General features: G+C 52.5%; 23 protein-coding genes and 1 other RNA gene. 6 read left to right on the top strand and 18 right to left on the bottom strand.

Annotated elements, in window-relative coordinates; all coding sequences use genetic code 11:
- Nucleotides 1–698: 698 nt before the first annotated feature.
- The 9 genes from ACR02O_RS02105 to mmoX form a co-directional block, all read right to left on the bottom strand.
- Complete coding sequence (locus tag ACR02O_RS02105; protein ID WP_319961036.1) at nt 699–2,486, bottom strand: sigma-54-dependent Fis family transcriptional regulator; 1,788 nt, start codon at nt 2,484–2,486, stop codon at nt 699–701.
- A gap of 212 nt (nt 2,487–2,698) precedes the next feature.
- A complete protein-coding gene (gene groEL / locus ACR02O_RS02100) occupies nt 2,699–4,381 on the bottom strand; it encodes a chaperonin GroEL (RefSeq protein ID WP_494522697.1) in 1,683 nt (560 codons plus the stop codon).
- 20 nt (nt 4,382–4,401) lie between these two features.
- Nucleotides 4,402–4,695, bottom strand: a complete 294-nt coding sequence (locus ACR02O_RS02095; RefSeq protein ID WP_494522696.1) for a hypothetical protein — start codon at nt 4,693–4,695, stop codon at nt 4,402–4,404.
- A 115-nt stretch (nt 4,696–4,810) separates the two neighbouring features.
- The gene (gene mmoC / locus ACR02O_RS02090) at nt 4,811–5,848 is read right to left on the bottom strand and encodes an aromatic/alkene monooxygenase hydroxylase FAD-binding subunit MmoC (RefSeq protein ID WP_494522695.1); all 1,038 of its coding nucleotides are present in this window, start codon (nt 5,846–5,848) and stop codon (nt 4,811–4,813) included.
- Between the two features lies 1 nt (nt 5,849).
- Nucleotides 5,850–6,110, bottom strand: a complete 261-nt coding sequence (gene mmoD, locus ACR02O_RS02085; RefSeq protein ID WP_051670140.1) for a soluble methane monooxygenase-binding protein MmoD — start codon at nt 6,108–6,110, stop codon at nt 5,850–5,852.
- A gap of 155 nt (nt 6,111–6,265) precedes the next feature.
- On the bottom strand, nt 6,266–6,763 hold the full coding sequence (gene mmoZ, locus ACR02O_RS02080) for an aromatic/alkene monooxygenase hydroxylase subunit gamma (RefSeq protein WP_033157498.1): 498 nt from the start codon (nt 6,761–6,763) through the stop codon (nt 6,266–6,268).
- A gap of 9 nt (nt 6,764–6,772) precedes the next feature.
- On the bottom strand, nt 6,773–7,198 hold the full coding sequence (mmoB, locus tag ACR02O_RS02075) for a methane monooxygenase regulator MmoB (protein WP_033157497.1): 426 nt from the start codon (nt 7,196–7,198) through the stop codon (nt 6,773–6,775).
- A 9-nt stretch (nt 7,199–7,207) separates the two neighbouring features.
- Nucleotides 7,208–8,386 carry an aromatic/alkene monooxygenase hydroxylase subunit beta gene (gene mmoY, locus ACR02O_RS02070; RefSeq protein ID WP_033157496.1) on the bottom strand — a complete coding sequence of 393 codons (1,179 nt, stop codon included), beginning with the start codon at nt 8,384–8,386 and terminating at the stop codon, nt 7,208–7,210.
- Between the two features lie 28 nt (nt 8,387–8,414).
- A complete protein-coding gene (mmoX, locus tag ACR02O_RS02065; protein ID WP_033157495.1) occupies nt 8,415–9,998 on the bottom strand; it encodes an aromatic/alkene monooxygenase hydroxylase subunit alpha in 1,584 nt (527 codons plus the stop codon).
- Nucleotides 9,999–10,335: 337 nt separating this feature from the next.
- Between mmoX and ACR02O_RS02060 the strand changes: the two genes are divergently transcribed.
- Both ACR02O_RS02060 and ACR02O_RS02055 read left to right on the top strand, forming a co-directional pair.
- Nucleotides 10,336–11,211, top strand: a complete 876-nt coding sequence (locus tag ACR02O_RS02060; protein WP_494522694.1) for a fumarylacetoacetate hydrolase family protein — start codon at nt 10,336–10,338, stop codon at nt 11,209–11,211.
- A gap of 73 nt (nt 11,212–11,284) precedes the next feature.
- On the top strand, nt 11,285–11,731 hold the full coding sequence (locus ACR02O_RS02055) for a hypothetical protein (protein WP_171696929.1): 447 nt from the start codon (nt 11,285–11,287) through the stop codon (nt 11,729–11,731).
- Nucleotides 11,732–11,752: 21 nt separating this feature from the next.
- Here the strand turns inward: ACR02O_RS02055 and ACR02O_RS02050 are convergent, their stop codons facing one another.
- A complete protein-coding gene (locus tag ACR02O_RS02050) occupies nt 11,753–13,639 on the bottom strand; it encodes a potassium transporter Kup (RefSeq protein ID WP_033157492.1) in 1,887 nt (628 codons plus the stop codon).
- 225 nt (nt 13,640–13,864) lie between these two features.
- Here ACR02O_RS02050 and ACR02O_RS02045 point away from each other — a divergent pair, with 225 nt between their 5' ends.
- Genes ACR02O_RS02045 through ACR02O_RS02035 form a run of 3 tightly spaced genes read left to right on the top strand, consistent with a single transcriptional unit; the run spans nt 13,865 to nt 15,767 of the window.
- Nucleotides 13,865–14,656, top strand: a complete 792-nt coding sequence (locus tag ACR02O_RS02045) for an energy transducer TonB (protein ID WP_225892962.1) — start codon at nt 13,865–13,867, stop codon at nt 14,654–14,656.
- A gap of 15 nt (nt 14,657–14,671) precedes the next feature.
- Entirely contained in the window at nt 14,672–15,352 is a 681-nt protein-coding gene (locus ACR02O_RS02040; protein WP_033157490.1) for a MotA/TolQ/ExbB proton channel family protein, read from the top strand.
- Between the two features lie 4 nt (nt 15,353–15,356).
- Nucleotides 15,357–15,767: an ExbD/TolR family protein gene (locus ACR02O_RS02035; protein WP_033157489.1), complete on the top strand. Its 411-nt coding sequence runs from the start codon at nt 15,357–15,359 to the stop codon at nt 15,765–15,767.
- 83 nt (nt 15,768–15,850) lie between these two features.
- On the opposite strand, the gene rimK is transcribed toward ACR02O_RS02035, so the two are convergent.
- The 8 genes from rimK to ACR02O_RS01995 all read right to left on the bottom strand — a co-directional run bounded on the left by rimK (nt 15,851) and on the right by ACR02O_RS01995 (nt 21,550).
- Nucleotides 15,851–16,741 carry a 30S ribosomal protein S6--L-glutamate ligase gene (gene rimK, locus ACR02O_RS02030; protein WP_171696927.1) on the bottom strand — a complete coding sequence of 297 codons (891 nt, stop codon included), beginning with the start codon at nt 16,739–16,741 and terminating at the stop codon, nt 15,851–15,853.
- A gap of 18 nt (nt 16,742–16,759) precedes the next feature.
- On the bottom strand, nt 16,760–17,434 hold the full coding sequence (gene mtnC, locus ACR02O_RS02025; RefSeq protein WP_458138674.1) for an acireductone synthase: 675 nt from the start codon (nt 17,432–17,434) through the stop codon (nt 16,760–16,762).
- A complete protein-coding gene (locus tag ACR02O_RS02020; RefSeq protein ID WP_494522693.1) occupies nt 17,431–17,988 on the bottom strand; it encodes a 1,2-dihydroxy-3-keto-5-methylthiopentene dioxygenase in 558 nt (185 codons plus the stop codon). The genes mtnC and ACR02O_RS02020 overlap by 4 nt, the downstream gene beginning before the upstream one ends.
- Nucleotides 17,985–18,611, bottom strand: a complete 627-nt coding sequence (locus ACR02O_RS02015) for a methylthioribulose 1-phosphate dehydratase (protein WP_458138672.1) — start codon at nt 18,609–18,611, stop codon at nt 17,985–17,987. The genes ACR02O_RS02020 and ACR02O_RS02015 overlap by 4 nt, the downstream gene beginning before the upstream one ends.
- A gap of 33 nt (nt 18,612–18,644) precedes the next feature.
- Nucleotides 18,645–18,994: RNase P RNA component class A (gene rnpB / locus ACR02O_RS02010), an RNA gene on the bottom strand.
- Nucleotides 18,995–19,393: 399 nt separating this feature from the next.
- Nucleotides 19,394–20,104: a hypothetical protein gene (locus tag ACR02O_RS02005; protein ID WP_458138671.1), complete on the bottom strand. Its 711-nt coding sequence runs from the start codon at nt 20,102–20,104 to the stop codon at nt 19,394–19,396.
- 76 nt (nt 20,105–20,180) lie between these two features.
- Nucleotides 20,181–20,627: an NfeD family protein gene (locus ACR02O_RS02000; protein ID WP_458138670.1), complete on the bottom strand. Its 447-nt coding sequence runs from the start codon at nt 20,625–20,627 to the stop codon at nt 20,181–20,183.
- A gap of 2 nt (nt 20,628–20,629) precedes the next feature.
- Nucleotides 20,630–21,550 (bottom strand): SPFH domain-containing protein, encoded by a 921-nt coding sequence (locus ACR02O_RS01995; protein ID WP_033158304.1) that lies wholly within the window; start codon nt 21,548–21,550, stop codon nt 20,630–20,632.
- A 101-nt stretch (nt 21,551–21,651) separates the two neighbouring features.
- On the opposite strand from ACR02O_RS01995, the gene ACR02O_RS01990 reads away from it, so the two are divergent.
- Entirely contained in the window at nt 21,652–21,915 is a 264-nt protein-coding gene (locus ACR02O_RS01990; RefSeq protein WP_458138669.1) for a hypothetical protein, read from the top strand.
- The last annotated feature ends 31 nt before the right edge of the window (nt 21,916–21,946 follow it).

The raw sequence follows: 21,946 nt of genomic DNA, 5'->3' as shown, positions 1-21,946 counted from the left end.
CGTGCCAATCAGCTATACGCCCATTTCCAGAGGGCGGCATAGAAAGCTTACCGGGAGCGTAGCCATAATCGTACCAGCTCACAATGGTAGCGGGGTAAGTTGCTAATCCAGTTGTTGGCAATATTATTGCCATAATCAAAGCGGCAACCATCAAAATATGATGGTTTGTGTTATGACTCCACCAAGTGACATAAGTTACGGGCAATACTTTGTTTTGTTTGTGGCTCATAATTTATCCAAGGATTTTGTGTCAAGCGATCAGCAATAGTGCGTACTGCCAATAATGTTCTGCGGGCTGTCAGATTAAATCTTGATATCTGTCCTGTTCTCTGAGCCGTTTTAGAAAATACAACATCCAGTCCTTACTATTTGTTGCCGACTCAGCATAGCCGTAAAAGCTAATTACAGGAGTGGGTTTAACCACTAGCGGGTGTTTTTGTGACTGAATCTACACCAGGTCTATTATTATCAGAGCTTCAGCCAGCCCAACAAACAGAGAAAAGTCATGGGCAACAGCTCTGAAAACTAACCAAAAAACATATTAGCCAGTTGACTATCGGGTAAAACGGGACATGCAAGGGAGAATCAATGCGGAAGCTGAAAGGCAAAAATACTACCGAAAACTGTCATTTACGCACCTGTCAGCCGGAGAATGTGCAAATGGATGCAATTACGCGCCTCTCGAATCAGTGTGCTTCTTACCCGGCCTTAGAATGCTCCCGCCAATCGATTTTATCCAGACCGAAGCGCTCGATTTTCCGATATAGCGTGGTACGAGTTATCCCCAGGTTTTTCGCAGCCAAGGAAATGTTGCCCGCGCATTCCCGCAAACTGGCTTTAATGCCGTGCAACTCCCAGTCTTCCAGTGTCATGGTACGGCCCGCAGCCGCCGATATTGGGTAAGTTAGCGTGTTGTCCAAAGCGTTATTGTCGTTCCCCGGCAGCACTTTACCCAGCTCTTCGACAAAATCCAGCGGCAAATCCTCGCGGGTAATCAGCGTGTCGCCGGCGGTGTACAGCGTCGCCCGGATGACGTTGATCAGTTGGCGAATATTACCCGGCCACGGGTGCTGCTCGATCAAGGCAATGACGCTGGGGCAAATACTGATCGCCTGCGGATTGGGTAGATTAGCCAGTTCGCGCTGCAAGATGTGGTGAATGATGTCGAGTTTGTCTTCGCGTTCGCGCAAGGGCGGCAGATGAATTTGCGCGCCGTTCAAACGGTAATACAAATCGCGGCGGAAGCGTCCGGCTTCGACGGCTTCCAGCAAGGGTACGTTGGTGGCGGCGACGATTTGCACATCCACCTTGATCGGTTTGCTACCACCAACTGGCGTAAATTCCGAGGTTTCCAGCACTCGCAGCAAAGTCGATTGCAAATCCAGGCTCATATCGCCGATTTCGTCCAGAAACAGAATACCTTTGTCGGCTAACAGAAATTTCCCCGGTTTGCCGGCACTGCGCGCGCCGGTAAAGCTGCCGGCTTCGTAACCGAACAGCTCGCTTTCGATCAAGTCATGCGGAATTGATGCACAGTTGATCGCAATCAAAGACTGATTTTTCCGCGGTCCGGCCTGTTTCAGCAGATTGACGAAATGATCTTTGCCCACGCCCGATTCGCCGGTAATCAGCATGGGAATCTTATGGTGTTGCAGCTTCACGGCCTTATCTACCAAGGCGGTCAATTGCTCTGACATTGCCGATTCGTATTGGCTGGGCGGCCTTTTGGCGGGTTTGAACGGGATTTTTTCCAACACCCGCGCTTGCGCAACCGGACTCTGGGTTAAGGGCAGATTGGTATTTAGGAGTACGCACAACAAATGCAAGAATGCGAACAAGGAGTTCATGCTTTCCTGTCTATCGCTGATCAAGCCGATCACGGCTTGCACGTTGTCGTCCTCATCCAGCAAGGGGTAACCGACCGTGGTGAAGGGGTGCAACAGGCTGACAAAATGCTCCATGCCCTGAAAGGCAATCGGTTTTTTCAATTGCGCGGCGGTGCCGATGCCGTTATTACCCAACACCGCTTCGCTCCAGCGGCTGTGCTTTTCGTACAAACTCAGCATGAAAGGGCTGGCAAACGGATTTTCGCCCAAGACTTGTAACAGGTGTCCGTCGGCATCGGTCAATACCAGCATGACGCCGGCTTCTTTCAAAAACACGTCGAACTGATGCCCCAAATGCCGGAGCATTTCGGCAATATCGTGAGCGGCACGGTTGATGCGCGGCTCCGGATCGGTGGTGAAACGCCAATGATCCCAGCGCGCGTAATTGCCCAATGGCAATTGGTATTCTTCCAGACAGCGGCGCCAGGATTCCGAGACTTCCGGGCGTACCCAGTCCGTGTGATCGGGCACGCAACGGCTCTGTGCCATCCAGCGCCAGGCCTGTATCGGGCGGTCAACTTCAAACGCTAGTGAGGTTTTGAACGCGCAGGCTTCTTTGATGATTTTAACGTTGTGGGGCAAGTGCAAGGCAATATCCATTTTTCCTCTTGTATTTTGGTGCGCCAATTTAGTATCGGCACAAAACAAAAATATAAAAAACAGAGGTTTAGCTGCTTTTTACGGCGATGTTGTCCAAAATAACAAAATCAAAAAAAGAGGCAATGCGACATAACGTCACATTGCCTTACTCCATTGCAGAATAATGGATAGCTCTAACTTTCGGAGAGAGGAGGTTGAGGTAGAAATAACAATTACATACGGGGATCTTCGCGGGTGGCGGCAGCCCATTCCGGCGAATAACCGGCCATGATGGACAAGTCCGGCACGTTCATGATCACCGTCTCGCTGCTGATCAAAGTAGCCACCACGCTCACTGCATTGCGCAAGGCGGTGCGCAACACTTTGACCGGATCGATAATCCCAATATCCAGAAAATGCCCGTAGTTTAAATACTGCATATCCACGGCAAATGCCGGGTCAGCCTGGGTAGCTAAGCGCATCAGCACGTCTTCGTTGTTCAGGCCGCCATTGTTCAACAATTGCCGGAGCGGCGCGCCCAGTGCCTGCTTGACGATGGCGATGCCTTGTTGCTGCTCGGCATTTTCGGCAATCACTTCGTCCAGCACCGTGGTGCAACGCCACAAACCGATACCGCCGCCGGGTAACACGCCTTCTTGCAGCGCAGCCTTGGCGGACAAATAGGCATTTTCGATGCGCACCAGCCGCTCTTTGATTTCCACGTCGGAGATACCGCCGACCTGGAAGCTGCCGGTCTTCCCGGATAGGATAGCGATGCGCTCTTCCAGCTCTTCGGCTTCGTGTAAATTGCCGGTGGCGGAACCTTCGCCGGGTTTACGGGCGCGAACCAGTGCCAACTCGCGCCTTAAGGCCTCTATGCGTGCGTTCACGGGTTCGCGCGTACCCGCCGCGCCGATGATCGTCGTATTACCTTCCGAGATGACCGCGCGCTGCGCCTGACCCAGTTGCGCCAGCGTGACGTCTTCCAGCCGCATGGCCCGCTCCTGCAAAATAGCGGTGCCGCCGGTCAACAGGGCCAAATCGCTCAGCCTGTTGATGCGTTTGTCACCGAAGCCTGGCGGCTTGACCGCCACCACTTTGAAAATGCCGCGCACATGATTCAGCAACAAGCCCGTTAACGCTTTCTCGGCGACCGCTTCGGCGATGACCAAAAGCGCGCGGCCTTCCGCCGCGACGTCTTCCAGCAGGGGTACCAGATCCATGAAGTCGCTGATTTCCCGGTCGTACAACAGAATGTAGGGCTGCTCCAAAACCGCTTCGGCGCGGGTTTTATCGGTGATGAAATAGGGCGACAAAAAGCCCTGCTCGTAATGGATACCTTCCACAATCTCCAGTTGGTCTTCGCGGCCATTACCCAATTGAAAGGTCAAGGTGCCGGTTTCGCCAAGCTCGGCCAGGGCCTGTTTCAGGAGCTTGCCGACACCGGCTTCGCCTTTACTGGCGACCCGCGTAATCTTTTCGACCCAGTCTGCCGCGCTGTCGGTGACAGCCGATTTTTGTAAATGCTGCTCCACCAAGATCAGCGCCAACTCCATGCCTTTTTGCAATTGCAGGGGATGAAAACCGGCCGCGACGCTTTTCAGCGCTTCCTCCGCCAGGCTTTGCGCCAGCACAATCGCCGTGGTGGTACCGTCGCCCACTTCGCGAGACACCGCGCCGGCGACGTCCCGCAACATGCGGGCACCCAAATCGGCAATCCGGTCTTCCATGACGATGGCATTGGCAACAGTAACGCCATCTCGGGTAAAGACGGGCATGATGCCGTCGGTTCGGTGTTGAATCATCACGGCAGGGCCGGCGCTACCCAGCGTAACGCTCGCCGCGCGTGCTACCGCATTGATGCCTTGCAGCAGACGTTGGCGAGCTTCCGGGTTGTAAATAACGTGTTTACTCATTTCTAGGGTGTTCCCATCGGTTAGAGGTGCGAATTTAATTTCATTAAGGTTTGCCCCACCTGGGCACGGGTTTGCCGAGCACGTTGCGCATTGGCCCAAGTACGAATCAGGATTTTGTCCCAGTAATCCAGGCTGCGTTTAAAGTCCGCCTCTTCTTCGCCCGTGAATTCCTGATTCCAGAATGCCTTTAATTCCTGAACTCTGGCATCGCCCAATTTTTCAAAAATCTCCTGCTCTTCTATCACCAGTTTTCTGATCGTTTCGTCTAGTTGCACCGCCATACCAACCAGAAACTCTACATCGTCGGCTTTCATAGTCGCCTCAGCGTGGTTGCGCGATTTTTCGATAGGAAAAAAAGGCTGATTTGGATCGGCAAACAGGATGGCTGCGCAGGGAAATGGCAGCGCAGCACCCTGTTTGCCCGTGGCGTTAAGGCGAACCGCTAGGCAGGAATTTTTCAAGGTAGATACGTTCCTTAGGGATGCCCATTTCGGCGCACACCGCAAAGGTGGCGTCGACCATGCCCGGCGGCCCGCACAGATATAAATCCGGCTTGGCGCCGGTATCCTTTAGATCGCGGCGCAGGATGTCCACCACGCTGCCTTTTTCGCAATGCCAGTCGTCCGAACATTTCCAGACGCAGTTTCTCAGCTCCAGCGTCGGCATTTGTGCGGCCAGTTGATTCAGTTCATCCAGATGGAAAATTTCGGCTTCGGTGTTTACCCCAAAATAGATGATGCACTTTTGCGGTTCTTCCCATTCGTGCATCCGCCGCACCATCGATAATATCGGCGCCAGTCCGGTGCCGCCGGCCACAAAATAGCGCGGGGTAAAACCGTTTTCCTTCAAACCGAAAACGCCGGACGGGCCTTTGACGTTTAATTTCTGACCCAACTTGGCGTCGTTTTTTAAATATTCTGAAAATTTGCCGCCATCGACGATGCGAATCAAAAACTCCAGATCGCCGGTTTTATTGGACGTGTTGGCGGGGGAGTATGAACGGGTGATGGTGGTGCCGGGAATTTCCAAATCAAAAAACTGCCCGGAGTCGAACTTGATGGTTTGATCGTCGCCCGTGCGCCGCAGCAGCAGTTTCACCACGTTGATGGAAATTGGCGTTAGCTCAATGACTTCCGCTACAAACGTCAAACCTTCCGGTGAGAATGAAATCCGGTCGTAGGTATAAGGTACTTCGACTTCCAAATCGCTCACGGGGTAGCAACGGCATAACAACACTTCGCCGGCCTCTTCTTCTTCGTAGGGCAAAGCCTGCGAACTGCATTTGCCCAAAACGTAATCGCCTTCCGCGCAAAATCCTTTGCAAGTCGCGCAACCGCCTTCCCGGCAAGAAGACATCAAATATATATCCTGCCGCACCGCTGCCGTGATGACATCCTCGTCTTCGTAACAATCAAAGCAAACGGATTCCCCGTCTTGCGTAATGATTTTAATTTGATGGGCGCTCATGTCATTCTCCCAGGCATTGGTTTTTGGCCGACACGCTGAAAAACGCCAATACGTGCTCAACCGCACGCCGCGATGCGTCCAGGGTTAGCGAGCAACCTTCCTGCACCAGTTTTTGGTCGCGGTAGATGGTCCAGCGCCACATGAACTCGAGATCTTCGCAGAAGGCAGCGTAGGGCGCGGTGTCGTATAGCGTGGTGAGTTTGTCGGCTTCACTGGGAAAAGCTGGCGCAACCGCCGACTTAAAATTTGAGAAAAAATCCATAATACTGATTCTATGAAATGGTTCGTTGAGATCGAAGCGCACACACAGGCCCTCTCGCTCACGGCGATGTAAGCGACGAGTAGGTTTTGTCCGCTATCGGTTTGTTGGCTATAAAGGATGCGCCACGCGCAAGTGCGGCGCATCCTGCCGAACGATTACTGCAAGGTGACCACTTTCACGCCGCGTTTCTGACGCAATGCCTCTAACGGCAAGGCGTAGTAGTCGGTGTTGCGCAGTTCCATCAACTTGGTCCCCAACTGGCGGTCGGTGTCCAGAAACACATTGACCGGCATCACAGGCGGTTTGCAGGCCAGTCTGAAGTTGATGTGAATGCGCTCTGCTTCGTACATGTCCGTGCATGCCTCCATTTTGGCAATTACTTCATTTGCCACTTGCTGGGCATTGGCGCCGCAGGTGCAGTTGTTGAGCAGTTGAGTGTCGTTGAATTCCTTGTGCTTCAACAGCGCCAGCTTTTCTTCGATTTTCAACTCGATCCACAAGCCATCCAATTCCAGCGACCAATCGGTTTTGAACGGACTCATGTGCTTGGCGCGGAAGTCGGTAATGAAGGCGTGCGCCTTTGCCAGGGTATCCAGCGTGGCAATTTTGGCCATCCAGGCATTACGGGTGGGGTTGTCATGAATATTTGCCATGGTGTTCTCCTACGCCGCAGCCAAGTCTTTCAGTTTCACGTCAAGACCCATCAACTCGGAAGTGATGGTGAAGGTCTCGCCCAGGGTATAAGCACGGCCGATGGTGGACGACACATCCACCAACAGGTCGTAAACACTGTAGTGCTTGCCCAGTAATTCCGAAACTTCGACGCAGTCGATCTCGATTTTGCCGGTCGCTTTCAGCCACCAGAAACCGGCGCGGTCTTCCACCACCAGCGTGGGGTTGTCCGCCTTGTGCGAACCTTGCAGAATTTCTTCCACCACGGTGTTGAGTTCATCGGATTTTTTCAGAACCAGCACCACTTCGTGGCTTTCGTGCACGACCTGGTTATCTTCGGCAAAGTATTCATCGGCAAAGGCTTTGCCGGTTTTTTGCATAATGCCTGCGTTGTAAGCATTTGAACTTTTCGACATGAGTTTTCCTTATTTGAGTCCGCTTAACACGGTTTTGACGAGGGCATTGGTATCGACTTTAAAGTTGATCGGATCGGCAAAATCGCGTTTCCAATCGGCAAACACCCTAACCAGCGCCGCTTCGATGGCGGCTTTGTCGCTGACGCCTTTGATTTCCGGAATGGTGGCGTAAATCGCCATGAAATCCTTCAGTGCATCGACGGTTCTGGGCAGCCACTTATTGGCCCAAGCCCGCATCAACCGGTTGTTGTAATCGCCGAATTCCACGTCGGCCCCCAGACAGGTATGGAACATGTCGGTGGTGATGCCTTTGGTTTGCGAGAAATACAACTGCATTTGATTGATAAAGAACGGGGTCAAGTTATCGCCGTAATAAGACGACAAACGCATAAAGAACTCTCTGCGTACAAATTGCCCGAAGATGGGGTCGCAAATCATATGGCCGGAGAACAAGATTTCATTCCAGTCATAAGTGGCTTGCCAAATATCCTGGACCAGTTCCCTGGCGCCTTTGAAAATCGCCCCCTTAGTCCATTCTTGTTTGGGAATGTCGGTGGACTCGGGGAAACCCGGTACCAATTTAGACAAAAAGGTTCTTTCCGCTTGAATCATTTGCGCGTTGTCTACCTTGTCCAAACCGATCATCGCGCTGCTCATCCGCAAGGTGTCGCCCAAGCAATCGCGCACCACGGAAGAATGCGCATTGAACAATCCATACTCGTAAAAACCGAAAGCGCCGAGATAATCGCCCAATACTTCATCGCGCCAAACCGGATCGATCGACCGTACGTGGCCGTCGGCGGAATAGGCTTTCAGGAAGCGGTCGGTATAACGCCACTCTTCGGCTTTATCCTTGACATACAGCGCATGCCAACGGAAAGCCGGGTCGCGGTGCGCCAGCCAATCCGAGCTGCGCATTTCGGTGGACTCGTTACTCCAGGATGGGCGGCCGCCGTGGAATTTTTGGGTCCAATCGCCCCAGTCCAAGCCGCCGGGAATCCAGTCCGGTGTCGGCTGGCTATAGCAACACAACACTTCATATTCATTGATCCGCTTACCGCGCGGCTTCATGAAGTAGTTCATTTTGCGCTGGGTTTCCAGAGGCTTGTCCGGCACTGCGGCCATGATCACTGCGGCAATTTCCGGGTCGGTCAGGCCGCGTCTGCCGCCATTTACTTCTATAGACATAAGCTAGTTCCTTAAAGTGTTGAAACGGTTACAGAGCTTTCAAAGGATCGGAAAACACGCAGTTAATCCGTTTGATGTCATCCAGCGTCCACAGCTTGCCGTCCTTTTTGGTGTGCGGCTGGCTGATCAAGGTTTTGCCGTCGCTACGCACGCCAAAGCCTTCGGCAATCACTTCCGACAATTCGCGGCCTTCGTATTGTTCGAAGATGTTTTGGCACTCATAACGCTCGGGCTCGGACAGCCACATTCTTTCGCCCCATTGGTCGCTGAAGGAATGTTTCTTGCCGTTGTATTCCAGCACCCGCAAGGTGCTTTCGCCTTTGCAGTAACTAGGGCAGAAAGGTACTTGCGAAACCCGGTCGATATAGATCGGATGGTTGTTTTCGATGAACCATTGGATCGGTAGGAAGCCGCTGCTTGGATCTTCGCAACCGCGTGCGCGCCATTCGTCGTAGACTTTGCCGTACATGTCGTACCAGCCAGGGTAATTGGCTTCGTACCATTCCGCTTCTTCCTGGGTTGGCAGGCTCAAACGGAAGAAACCGGTGGGCCACAAGGCATAAGCAATCAGGAACAAGTCGTGATGCGCCCAGTAGGCGTCTTTTTTGGCATCGCGCAAGCTGCGTGGCGACTCAACGCCGTATTTGCCCAGCCGGCCGATCCAGATACCGCCCCAATCTTCGTACACCCAGCGGTTCCAGGTTTTCACCCATGGCTCGACTTTGAAATGACTGCCGTACTCGAACATCATGCCCAATACCGGGGTGAAGTATTTTTGCTGGGTCCAGAAGGCGTTGTTCAAATCGGTGTTCAGATATTTTGAAGCCGCTTCGTCGTTGGCGATGGACACCACGGTTTGATAACCGTTGGCCATGTGACGCAACTCGTCGGTTTCGATGGACAAGAACACGGTCGGCGTCATTTCGTCGCCGTTGGCGGACGCCCACTCGGTCACGGCCACGATCAATGGATTGGTAAAGCAGGCTTCGCCGACCAATTGCAGATTGATGGAGCATTCCACCGCATCGCCGGAAATAAAGCCGTCCGAGAATACCCGTTTCATGCCTTTCCACAGCGGACCAATTGCTCGAGTGCGGCGGGCATCGTTATGGCCGGCGGCGTCTTGGCCTTGTTTGGCAAAGTAATAGTTGATGTAAGCACATTGGTTGGTGTGGCGAATTTCGTCCAGCACTTGGCCCAAGTAACCGTTTTTTTGTTCGGGTGCGGTAGCGGAATCCCACAGCATGCCGGTAGCGGCAATGGCGTTGTATTCACCCACTTCCAGGAAGTTGGAGATGATCTTCATCGATTCATTCCATTTCGGATGCACGCGGTTCGCCGCATCCACCCGCGTCAAAACGTCTTGCAAGCTGCCGAATTGACGCTCGTCCTTCACCGATTCCATGCGGGCATATTCTTTAGCGATCAGCTTGAATTGCTCCTTGGTATCGTTGGCCATTTTGTATTTGGTCGAATACTTGGTGCGATTTTTATCAAAATCCCAGGTAAAGCTCTGCATCCAGCGGTGAACTTCCTGTGCACCCACACTGACGGGCGCCGGATTGGCGGCCAACGCATCGGTTGCGGCTTTTGTGGCGGTACTTATAGCCATATTGAATCCTCGTTGTGGTGTTATAAGAATGGCGAGGCTGTCGTCATTAAGCTAAGCGGTGACTTTCCGTTGCCTTAAAGCGCTGATTGGCCTGGACTGACGCCAGCCTCGCAGGGCAGATTGCAACACACGTGCCAGCATTGCAGCTCCTGATTTAAATCTTTTCTAACAATCACTTAGCGAAACTTGCCTGCGGCTTCGAGCTGGCGCTTTCTAAGAATGAGCGTCCAATAACTGGACACTGCTTAGAAATAAGACGTCTAGTTCGGCGGTTTTGCCGGTCGATACCGGCGCTGGGATACAATGCTGTTTTGTTTGGTTTACGAGAAAATTCGCAATGAAACTGCTGAGCTTTAAACACAACGGTCAAATTCAAATCGGCGCGCTGCTTGGCGAGCAAATCGTCCCGGCTGGCGCGGATTTGCCCGGCCATATGCTCGATTTTCTGGCGGCCGGAGAGCCGGCAAAACAAGCGCTGCAAAAGCTGATCGATGCCGGCGGCAAGCGCATACCCTTGAGCGATGTGCAACTGCTGGCGCCGATTCCGCGTCCCGGCAAGTTGCTGGGCGTGGGTTTGAATTACGCCGATCACATCGGTGAAACAGGTATGGAAAAGCCGGAATATCCGACCTTTTTCACCAAGCAAAGTACTTGTGTCATCGCCGACGGGAACGCGATACATGTGCCGCCCGTATCGGACAAAGTGGATTACGAAGGCGAGCTGGCTTTCGTGATTGGCAAGCGCTGCAAACACGTAACGGTAGAACAGGCACATGAAGTGATAGCCGGCTACACCATTTGCAACGATGTGACGGTGCGCGATTGGCAGCAACGCACGCCAACCTGGACCTTGGGCAAATCTTTCGATACTCATGGTCCACTGGGGCCATGGCTGGTGACAGCCGACGAAATCGCCGATCCGCATAATCTCAGTTTAAAAACCTGGGTGGGCGACGAGTTGCGGCAAAACGGTAATACCGGCGACATGATTTTTAATTGTTACGAGTTGATTACTTATCTGACACAAGTGATGACGTTGGAGCCGGGCGATGTGATCAGTACCGGTACACCGGCTGGGGTGGGAGTAAAAATGAAGCCGCGCGGGTATCTGAAACCGGGACAAACTGTGCGTATCGAGATAGAAGGCATCGGCGCGCTAAGCAATCCGGTGATTGCCGAGCCGGAACATTTTTTGGTCGGCGCCTCAGGTTAAGCATTGATTAAGTCTGCCTCGGATATGCTAAGCCTAACTTTACATTAGAGGGCCAACCAGCCAAGAGGCAGTCATGAAAACCATACAAGTCAGCATTCTTACCATCGCCGTATTAACCCTATCGGGTTGCGCGACCGGCTATTATCAGCGTGACTATGGTTATGGCAGTGCTTACTCGTCGCCCGGCTATTACCAAAGCTACGGGCGTAGTTATGCCAGCCCGAGCACCAGTATTACTTACGGCCGCTATTATGTGCAGCCGAGTTATCGCCCGGAGCATCATCACGGCGATCATCATGACTGGCATCAACCAATGCCGCATTTCGATCATCGTGTTGGCGGTTGGCAGGGGAGGGACTTGGGGCGTCGGGACTTTGATCGTGAACGGCATGCCGAACAAAGATCCCTCCAACAACAATCGATGCCGGAGCGGCAGGAACGCGGTTTCGGGCGCAGGGACAGTGACGGCGACCATCAGCGCGGCGGCTGGGGCGGCCGTTTCGGCAGACGCGGAGACTAAGCGCGACTAGGCAGTGGATTTCTACAATTCGATGCGGATTCCCAGCTCGATCACACGTTCGACGGGGATTTTGAAATACTCTATCGCACTACTGGAATTATGCGTTAAGAAACTGAACAAGGAGCGCCGCCATTTCGGCATCGGGCTTTTGCGGCGGAACGACAATTTTTCACTACCGATAAAAAACGATACGGTTTTTTGATCGATATCCAAGCCTTCGTGGCAGCAAAGTTGCAGGGCGCGGCGCACGTCCTGTTCCTCCTGAAATCCAAAATACAATTTCACCCGGTAAAAGCCACCGCTATCGCCGAACATGCGGATTTTTACCCTATGCGCTTCATCCACGTAAGGTTCCTCGCGGGTCACGATGGTCAGCACGATGAGTTTTTCGTGCATCACATGGTTGTGCTCCAGGTTATGCAGCAAGACCTGCGGCACACCGTGTACGCTGCGGGCCATATAGATTGCCGTGCCGGGTACCGTAACCAGGGGCCGGTCTTTCAAACGTTCGTCCAAGTCCTCGAACAATACCCGTTTTTCGTCCAGGTACCGGGCTAACAATTCCTTGCCTTTGATCCATGTGGTCATAATCAAGAAAAACACCGTACCTACCACCAGCGGCAACCAGCCACCGTGCGGGATTTTCAGGCTGTTGGAAGACAGAAACAGCAGGTCGATAATCAAAAAAGTCGACAGAAAAGCAATGCTGGTGGCTTTGTTCCATTGCCAGAGGGCCTGGATGACGATAAAGGCCAGGATGGTATCGACAATCATCGTGCCGGTTACGGCAATGCCGTATGCCGATGCCAATGCGGACGACGATCTGAAGCTGAGAACTAAAATAAACACCGAGACCATCAGCAGCCAGTTGACGGCAGGCAAATAGACTTGGCCCATTTCGTCGCCGGAGGTGTGGCGGATGTTCATTCTTGGGCAGTAACCGAGTTGTATGGCTTGCCGAGTTACCGAAAACGCCCCGGAAATGACGGCTTGCGAGGCGATCACGGTGGACAGTGTTGCCAGGACCAGCAGCGGATATAGGGCCCAATGCGGCGCCATCAAATAAAACGGATTTTCGACGGCCTTGGGATTGCCGATCAACAACGCGCCTTGGCCAAAGTAATTGAGCAGCAAGGCCGGAAATACGAAATAGAACCAGGCGCGCCGAATTGGTTTCAAACCGAAATGTCCCATATCGGCATATAGGGCTTCGGCGCCGGTTATCGCCAACACCACCGCGCCCATGATTAAAAAGCCTTTCCAGCCCAATTCTATTAATAAGCTGACCGCGTAATAGGGGTTGATCGCCATCAATACATCCGGATGCTGGACAATACTGATGCCCCCCAAAAGACCCAGCGTGGCAAACCAGAAACACATAATGGGCGCAAACATTCTGCCGACTTTGCCGGTGCCTTTGGTCTGGATAAAAAACAGCACGCTGAGCACGATGATGGTGATCGGCAAAACGTAATGTTCCAGGCGCGGCGCCACGATTTGCAAACCTTCCACGGCGCTGAGTACCGAAATGGCCGGGGTAATCATGCTGTCGCCATAAAACAACGAGGCACCAAGCAGGCCGATGGTGACGATGAACGCTTTGCGTTCCGGATTATCTTTGGACCCCTGCAAGGCCAGCGCCATCAAGGCCATGATGCCGCCTTCGCCCTTATTGTCGGCGCGCATGATAAAAATGGCGTATTTGGTGGTGACCACCAAGGTGATAGCCCAAAAAATCAAGGACAGCACCCCGAGCACATGGGTGGTATCGGTCGGCAAGCCGCCGTGAAAAACCTCTTTTACTGCATACAAAGGACTGGTGCCGATGTCCCCAAACACGACACCTATCGCGCTTAAAGCCAGTGTGTTGACTTGACCCTGGGGATGATCGGATTGTTTTACGGACATATGGAATCAATCGGAAATACAAGACGGGAGTGGAAATTATGCCACAGATTGTAATTTAGCCCGAAACCGTCATCAGCCAGTGGGGATTTTGACGGCTGAAACGTCTTAGTAAGGAATGGTTAGATAGTGTTGTTTCCTGTAAGGATGGCTGTCGCGCTAAGACGTATTAATTTACAATGCCCGGCTAAATTCGAATCGCGCTTAATTTTGTATTCAACAGTTTATATGTATTTATTTAAAAACCACGAGGATGCTTTGCAAAATAAAGAGTTAGCGTCGTTCGGCGGTTATCTGCCGGCAGTGGCAAGCGGTTCCGGCTCATTTTGGCGGACGCTATTGGGAGAGGAACGGCCCGCCAGCATGCTGAGGCTGTTAACGCTATTAGTCGCGTTGCTGCATGTTTGGGGTTTGCAGCAATTGCTGAAACCCGAGGAAAAAGTCACGCCGGCGCAACCTTTGATGATGGAAGTATCGATGATTGCGATGTCAGCACCTAAGCCCGCCGCCGCCCCGCCGCCTCCCGCCCCGCCGCCGCCCAAAAAAGAGCCGCCGCCGAAAAAGCCGCAGCCCAAGCCGGTTCCCAAAAAAGCGCCGCCCATCGTGCAAAAGGCGCCCGAATATGCGCCGGTTGAGCCGGTTTCCGAGCCGCCGCCGACACCGGTAAGCAATACAGCGAGCAGTGCGCCGGTAACGACTACGACGACCAACACGACCGCGACCAACGCCGAGCAGTTTACCGAAGCCAATTTTCGGGCAAACTACGCCCACAACCCCAAGCCGGAATATCCGATGATTGCGAAAAGCCGCGGATGGCAGGGCAAGGTGATGTTACGGGTACAAGTCTCGCCGGAGGGTTTAAGCGATTCGGTGGCGGTCGAGCACAGCAGCGGCCACGAGATGCTAGACGAATCGGCGGTGGAAGCCGTGAAAAAATGGAAATTCATTCCGGCCAAACGCGGCGAAACGCCGGTGGCCAGTTCGGTGATTGTGCCAATAATTTTTACTTTGCGTGAATAAAAATCGGAGAGATTAATGCCCTACCATATAGCCCCGGAAGCGGTTATCGACGCTACCCTTTACACATTGCTGGTGTTTTCGTTGATAACGTGGACGTTGATTTTTTTCAAAATCTGGCAGTTTGCCAAGAATAATTATTACAACAAACGATACGACAGCGCTTTTTGGGACACTACCGATTTAAATGCCGCCGAGCAACTGCCCGCCGAAACCGCGCGCGGCCCTAAAGCTCGCGTCGCAGCCTGCGGCTTTGCCTGGTTGGCGGAAATGACGCATCCGGAAACCTGCACCAGCCTGAAGTTTCGTGGCTCTCCACAAGACTTGCTGGAACAAACCCTGCGTAAACAGACTCAGGACGAACAACGCCGAATGGAAAGCGGCTTGACCATGCTGGCCAGTATCGGTAGCACCGCGCCGTTCGTCGGCCTGTTCGGTACGGTACTGGGCATCATGCACGCCATGCACGACATCAGCGCCAGCGGTTCGGCCAGTTTGGACGTAGTGGCCGGGCCAATCGGCGATGCATTAATTGCTACGGCTATCGGTATCGCCGTAGCCGTACCAGCAGTGTTGGCCTATAATTTCTTCCAGCGTCGCGCCAAGCACCATCGGGCTTCGCTGGAAAATTTCGTCGAGGGTTTTCTGCATATCGCCTTCGGCGACTCAAACATCAATACCAGTAAAAACAAGGATTAATTACATGGGATTTAAAACAAACTCAGACGACGATGGGCCGGTTAGCGAGATTAATGTTACGCCGCTGGTAGATGTGATGTTGGTGTTGGTGATTATCTTGTTGGTCACCGCACCGTTGTTGACCCAATCGGTCAACGTGGCTTTGCCGAAAACGGCCTCCACGACCCCGGATTTGGAAAAGCAGCCTATGCAACTGGGTATCGACGCGCAAGGTGCCGTAACCCTGAATAAAAACGCCGTGGCCGATTTAGCGGCGTTGGATACCACGCTGAGGAACGAATTGGCCGGCAACCCCGAGCTAATCATTCACATTTATGCCGATCAAGGCGTGAATTACGGCAAAGTGGCGGAAGTGATGGCGACAGTACAGCATGCCGGGATTTCCAAGTTGGCATTCGTGACATTGGAAAAGTAATCCATATCGGCTGGGTTTCTCGCCCAACTCGCGATCCCCCTCCAACGCTTTAACGATTCTGTTGACTAAATCCGGGTTACCGATTACCCGGATTTATTTTTCCCGGCATTCTTTTCAATATATTCGATCATCAAGCCGGCAATATCCTTGTCGCTGGTTTTTTCTATGCCTTCCAAACCAGGGGAGGAATTGACTTCCATCACCAGCGGTCCGCGTTTGGAACGCAGCAAGTCCACGCCGCAGACATTGAGGCCCATGATTTTGGCGGCGCGCACTGCCGCCGAGCGCTCCTGCGGGGTCAACCTCACCAGTGTGGCCGTGCCGCCACGATGCAGATTGGAACGAAACTCGCCTTCGCGGCCTTGGCGTTTCATTGCCGCGACCACTTTGTCGCCGATAACAAAGCAGCGAATATCACTACCCGCGGCTTCCTGAATGAACTCCTGCACCATGATGTTGGCGTTTAGGCCCATGAAGGCTTGAATCACGCTATGTGCGGCGTTATGGGTTTCGGCCAGCACGACGCCTATGCCTTGCGAACCTTCCACCAGTTTGATCACCAACGGTGCGCCGCCGACTTCGGCGATTAGATCTTCGATATTGTCCGGATTATGGGCAAACGCGGTAATCGGCAGGTCTATGCCCTTGCGCGCCAGCAACTGGCTGGACGCCAGTTTGTCGCGGGAGCGGCTGATCGATGCGGAATTGTTGAGAACGAAGGTGTTCATCACCTCGAATTGCCTAAGCACCGCCGTGCCGTAAAAGGTGATAGACGCACCGATGCGGGGAATGACCGCGTCGTAACCCACCAAATTTTCACCCATGTAATGAATGGACGGCTTCATGGAGGTGATGTTCATATAGCAGTGGGTCGGATCCAATACTCTGGCCTCATGGCCGCGAGCGGCGGCGGCCTCCAGCAGCCGGACGCTGGAATACAGCGTCGCGTCGCGCGACAGGATGGCTATTTTCATAGGTAAACAGTGCCAGGTTTACAGATGAATGCCATCAAAATCGCTGACTTGCACGTGTTCAGTGTCGGAGTCGGGAACCTGGTCGCGCACCAGCCAGCAAGTGGCGAAGCCGGCCTGGCGCGCGGCGTCCAATTCGTCTTTTATATCCGACAAAAACAGGATTTGTTCGGCCGGCAAGCCAAGCTCGGCGGCAATCCGCTCATACGACGTTGCCTCTTTCTTGCCACCGATATGTGTATCGAAATAACCGGAAAATAAAGGGGTAAGATCGCCGAAGTCGCTGTACCCGAACAACAGCTTTTGCGCCTGCACCGAGCCGGAGGAATAGACATAAAGCTTGTAGCCCAGGCCAAACCAGTTTCTCAAGTTGCGCACAGCGTCTTCATAGACATGGCCGGTGAAATCGCCGTTGCGATAGCCTTCCTGCCAGATCAAGCCCTGCAAGGATTTTAACGGCGTAATTTTTTGGTCGGTATCTATCCAGTGGATGAACTGCGCAATCAATGCCTCGTCATCGAGTTCACCGCCGGCTAACTGCTTGGCATCGGTCAATAATAGCTTGATCTCGGCTTGCTCTCGATGGCGGCTCACAAAATCCGGCAAGCGGGCGCGGGCGTACGGAAACAACACGTCTTTAACAAACGACAGCGATGACGTGGTTCCCTCAATGTCGGTAACGATAGCCTTGATCATAAGCCGGCGACGTATTGGTCCAGCGTCGGAAAACTTTCTGCAATCGGATTGCCGGTAAACTCCGCTACCCAGCCGTCTTCGGTGGTGAACAAGCGTATGCATTTAAACGCCGGATTTTCCCCCATATCGAACCAATGCGTGGTATTGGCCGGCACGCTGATCAGATCGCCTTGTTCGCACAGCACGGCATAAACTTGATCGCCGACGTGCAGATAAAACAGCCCTTTGCCTTCCACGAAGAAACGCACTTCAAAATCGCTGTGGGTATGCTCGGATAAAAACTTCTGCCGCAAGGCATCTTTATTCGGATGGTCGGCGTTCAGGCTGATGACGTCCACCGACTGAAAACCGTATTGCTGTTTGAGTTTGTCTATCGAACTTGCATACGCCTTTAATACTGCATCGGCATCGTCAGCTTGCGAAAATTCGCAATCGGCCTGCCAGCGTTCGAACTGTACGCCAATTGCTTGTAACTGCTCTGCGATGCTTGCAAAGTCGCGGAAAGTGCGGCCATGTTGCGGCTGGGTGGCGGGGTAGAGGGTTAATGCGCTCATAATCGTGTTACTCCATGTAGGCGAATTTCAACGTCGAATAAAAATTCCAGTGCTTCCAGGTGGCGCAAGGCATCATCTACCGATGCGCCCCAAGTATAAAAACCGTGGCCGGCAATAATATAGCCGTAAACGTCATGCGTGTGATGGTCCAGGTAATTGTCCACCTTGTCGGCCAACCGGGGAATGTCCTGATCGTTAGCAAAAATCGGGATGGCAATACGGGTCTCATGGGTATTGATGCCGGCAAACGCCTTGAGCAGTTCGTAATCCTTCAGCACGATCTCATGCTTGAACAAGCGCGCCGTTAACGTGGCGTTGATCGAATGCGGATGCAGCACCGCCTGAATCTCCGGAAAACGTTGGTACAGCGCAGTATGCAATAGCGTTTCCGCCGACGGTTTCTTACCGTCCAGCGAGTTGCCTTTGCTGTCGATCAGCATAATATCGTCGGCTTGCAAACGGCCTTTGTGCCGGCCGGATACGGTAATCGCAATATTGCCGTCGCTGAGTTTGGCGGAAAAATTGCCGCTGGTGGCGGGCACCCAGCCCTTGCCGTCAATGAAGCGGCCGGCGGCAATCAACTGATCTGCCTTGCGGAAAAATTCGTCGGTTTTTGCTGTCATGGAGTATTTTGCGGATTGCAAAAGAAAAAGAAGAGAAAGAGTTGGCCTGTAAGCCGGGTTCTGTCTTGAACAGCCATTCATCTAGGCGTCAGATCACTCTGACGCTCAAGCAATCTACCCAGGAGCAGCGCGGGCCACGCCAATGCTCCTCTATTTGATCTTGCTCCGGGTGGGGTTTACCCTGCCACACCTGTTACCAGTTGCGCGGTGCGCTCTTACCGCACCATTTCACCCTTACCGGGTTCCGAAAAACCAGGCGGTATATTTTCTGCGGCACTTTCCGTAGGCTCACGCCTCCCAGGCATTACCTGGCACCCTGCCCTATGGAGCCCGGACTTTCCTCCCTTTTATTTGCATAAAACGGCGACTGTTCGGCCAACTCTGTTGTGGATTATACAGGCAAAGCCGGGAAATAGGAGTAATTGCGCACTTTATCTACTCAGAGAGGAATCAGACGGGATGTGATGGATCGGTAGTCGCAAAAGTCGAAGGCCACTGTATCGGCGAAAGCGAAAAGGTACGCGATGCGTATCAAGCTTCAAAGCACTGGACGGGGTTTTTCCCGTATGCCGCGCCGAGTACCGGTGCTTTCGTCAACCCCCGGCGAAGGCGAGGAACGCAGGGTGCAAGCGGCATCCGGGCCGCCTTTTCTTTGGATACTTTCTTTTGGCGGAGCAAAAGAAAGTATCTCGCCTTCGGGTGCGAGAACCCGATTAAATAGAGCAGTTGCGTCAGCGACAAATTATTCTGTAAGCCTTCAAATCCCGCGTGAGCAGAAAAACTTAATGTTTACCTGTTGAGCTATTAGCTGAAAGAAAAAATTCATAAATTTCTTTGTCCACATTCCCTACGTCTTTCAATAGTTGACCCACCATGAAATGTTTGTATCTAAAGTAATCAGCAACATAAGAGGAATCATTTGAGATAACTCGGTACATGTTCAAATATCGATACAGACTGCCAGCCGCCAATGCCAGCCTTAAATATACCGATTCAACTATGCTTCCGCTAGATTTTGCGAGAACAATAAAGTTTTCGTAACTATCTGATTTATTTGGCGTATGCCTGAGCCTAAACCCCTCGTGAATTATATGTTGAACTCTTAACTCAGGCTCGGAGTGTTCAGGACTAACCACAGTTTGTAAAATAGACTCTAGATCATCGTCGATATCTTTTATAATTTTGAACAGGTCTTCTTTCTCCGCTGAAAGTCTGTTGTGATCTAATTGCTTTTGCATAGAATCCGCCTGCCGAGCAAACTCAGTAGTTGCAAGCTTGAGCTCTGTGGCTTGAATAGCGATCGTGTATAGCAACGCCAGAAACGCCAGAAACGCATAAATCGGATTTAGCAAGCCACCGAAAAAGTCGCCAAACTGTCCCCATATCTCTTGTGAATCGGACCAATGAAATCCGTAGACCCAGATATACGGAGCTATCGGAATAAGAAGTAGTAGTCCAGCAACCACGCCCATTACGATGAGAGTTCTCTTCATAATTTACAATTAGAGATTAAGTATTGATGTAACAAGCTAATATTAGGAGAAATAGCATCAGGTTAACGGTTTAGAATTACTCACAAACCTCCACCTCAAACACCGTCCCCTTAACCGCCACTACCTTAACCTTAGCCCCCAGCGGACTATCCTCCCCATGCACCTTCCAAAAGGTGTCATCGACCTTAATCTTGCCCTGACCATTCTCAATTGGCGCGATCAAATTAAAGGTTCGGCCGATGTACTGTGCCCCACGCTGATTCAACAAGGGGTGATCGGTGGCCACCACGGCGCGGGTGCGGGCGTATTTACGCCAGCCCAATACCGACAACACCGCCAACAAGGAAAACATCAATAACTGCACGTTGAACGGCGTGGCCGGCACTAACAGCACTACCGCGCCGACGATGAACGCCGACACCGCCAACCACAGAAAAAAGAAGCCGGTGACAACAATTTCCAAGGCCAAAAAGCCGACCGCTAGCACCCACCAGTACCAAAATACGATGTCTTGCTCCCCCATAATCAGGCCTTTTTGTTTAAGGCTTCTTTAGCCAGTTCGCCGATGCCGCCCAGTGCGCCGATGACGCTGGAGGCTTCCAGCGGCATGAAGATCAGTTTGCTGTTGTTGGCGGAGGCGACGTCTTTTAAAGACTCGATATATTTTTGCGCGACGAAGTAATTGATGGCTTGTACATCGCCTTTGGAAATGGCTTCCGACACCATCATCGTGGCGCGGGCTTCCGCTTCTGCCAGACGTTCGCGGGCTTCGGCGTCGCGGAATGCGGCTTCTTTGCGGCCTTCCGCATCCAAAATCGCACCTTGTTTCAAACCTTCGGCTTTCAGAATTTCCGCTTGCCGCAAGCCTTCGGCTTCCAGAATCTGTGCGCGTTTTTCCCGCTCAGCTTTCATTTGCCGGGCCATGGAATCGACCAAGTCCTTGGGCGGGGCGATGTCTTTGATTTCGATACGGGTGACTTTAATACCCCACGGCGAGGTGGCCTCGTCGACTACATTGAGCAGGCGGGCGTTGATTTCATCACGACGTGACAAGAGTTCGTCCAGGTCCATGGAACCCATCACTGTTCGGATATTGGTCATCACCAAGTTGATGATTGCCACGTCGAGGAAATTGACTTCATACGCCGCTTTGGCGGCATCCATGATCTGGTAAAAAATCACCCCATCCACCCGCACCATGGCGTTGTCTTTGGTAATGACCTCTTGCGACGGCACGTCCAGCACCTGTTCCATCATATTCAGCTTGCGGCCGATGCGGTCGATGATAGGCATGATGATATTCAAGCCAGGTGTCAAAGTCGCGGTATATTTACCGAAGCGTTCGACGGTGTATTCCATGCCTTGCGGAACAGATTTGACGCTCATGAACACCATCAAAACCGCAAATACCAACAACATTATTGCGAATAAACCAAAGCCGCCCATAGCGCCTCCTAAATTATGAAAATGAATTGTGTATTGCCAACGGTCACGCGGCTAATAATAATGTATGTCTCTTTAACTTGCTGGAAACAGGGTTCCGATTCATGAATACTTTGATCTACTACAGTTTTAACGTGATGATTTTGGCGGCGATTATATTGGTCGTCGGTCTGATCAAACCCAAGTGGATATTGTTGTGGATGGATAAGCCCGGCCGCCTGCCTATCATCGCGATTGCCGGTGCCATATTCATGGCCGGCGCGGTGATGTTCGGCGAAGGCAATAAACAAAAACAGCAGGAACAAGCCGCGGCCGCCACCAAACAACCGGCGCAAAAAGGGGCTGAAGAAGTGCCGGATTTACATTAATCCGTCGCATAAATTCGCGCTGCAAATTTCG

This window comes from Methylomonas sp. PHL2-19 (assembly GCF_059331595.1).
The sequence above is the reverse complement of the archived record's forward strand: the minus strand, read 5'-3'. Positions and strand labels throughout refer to the sequence as shown.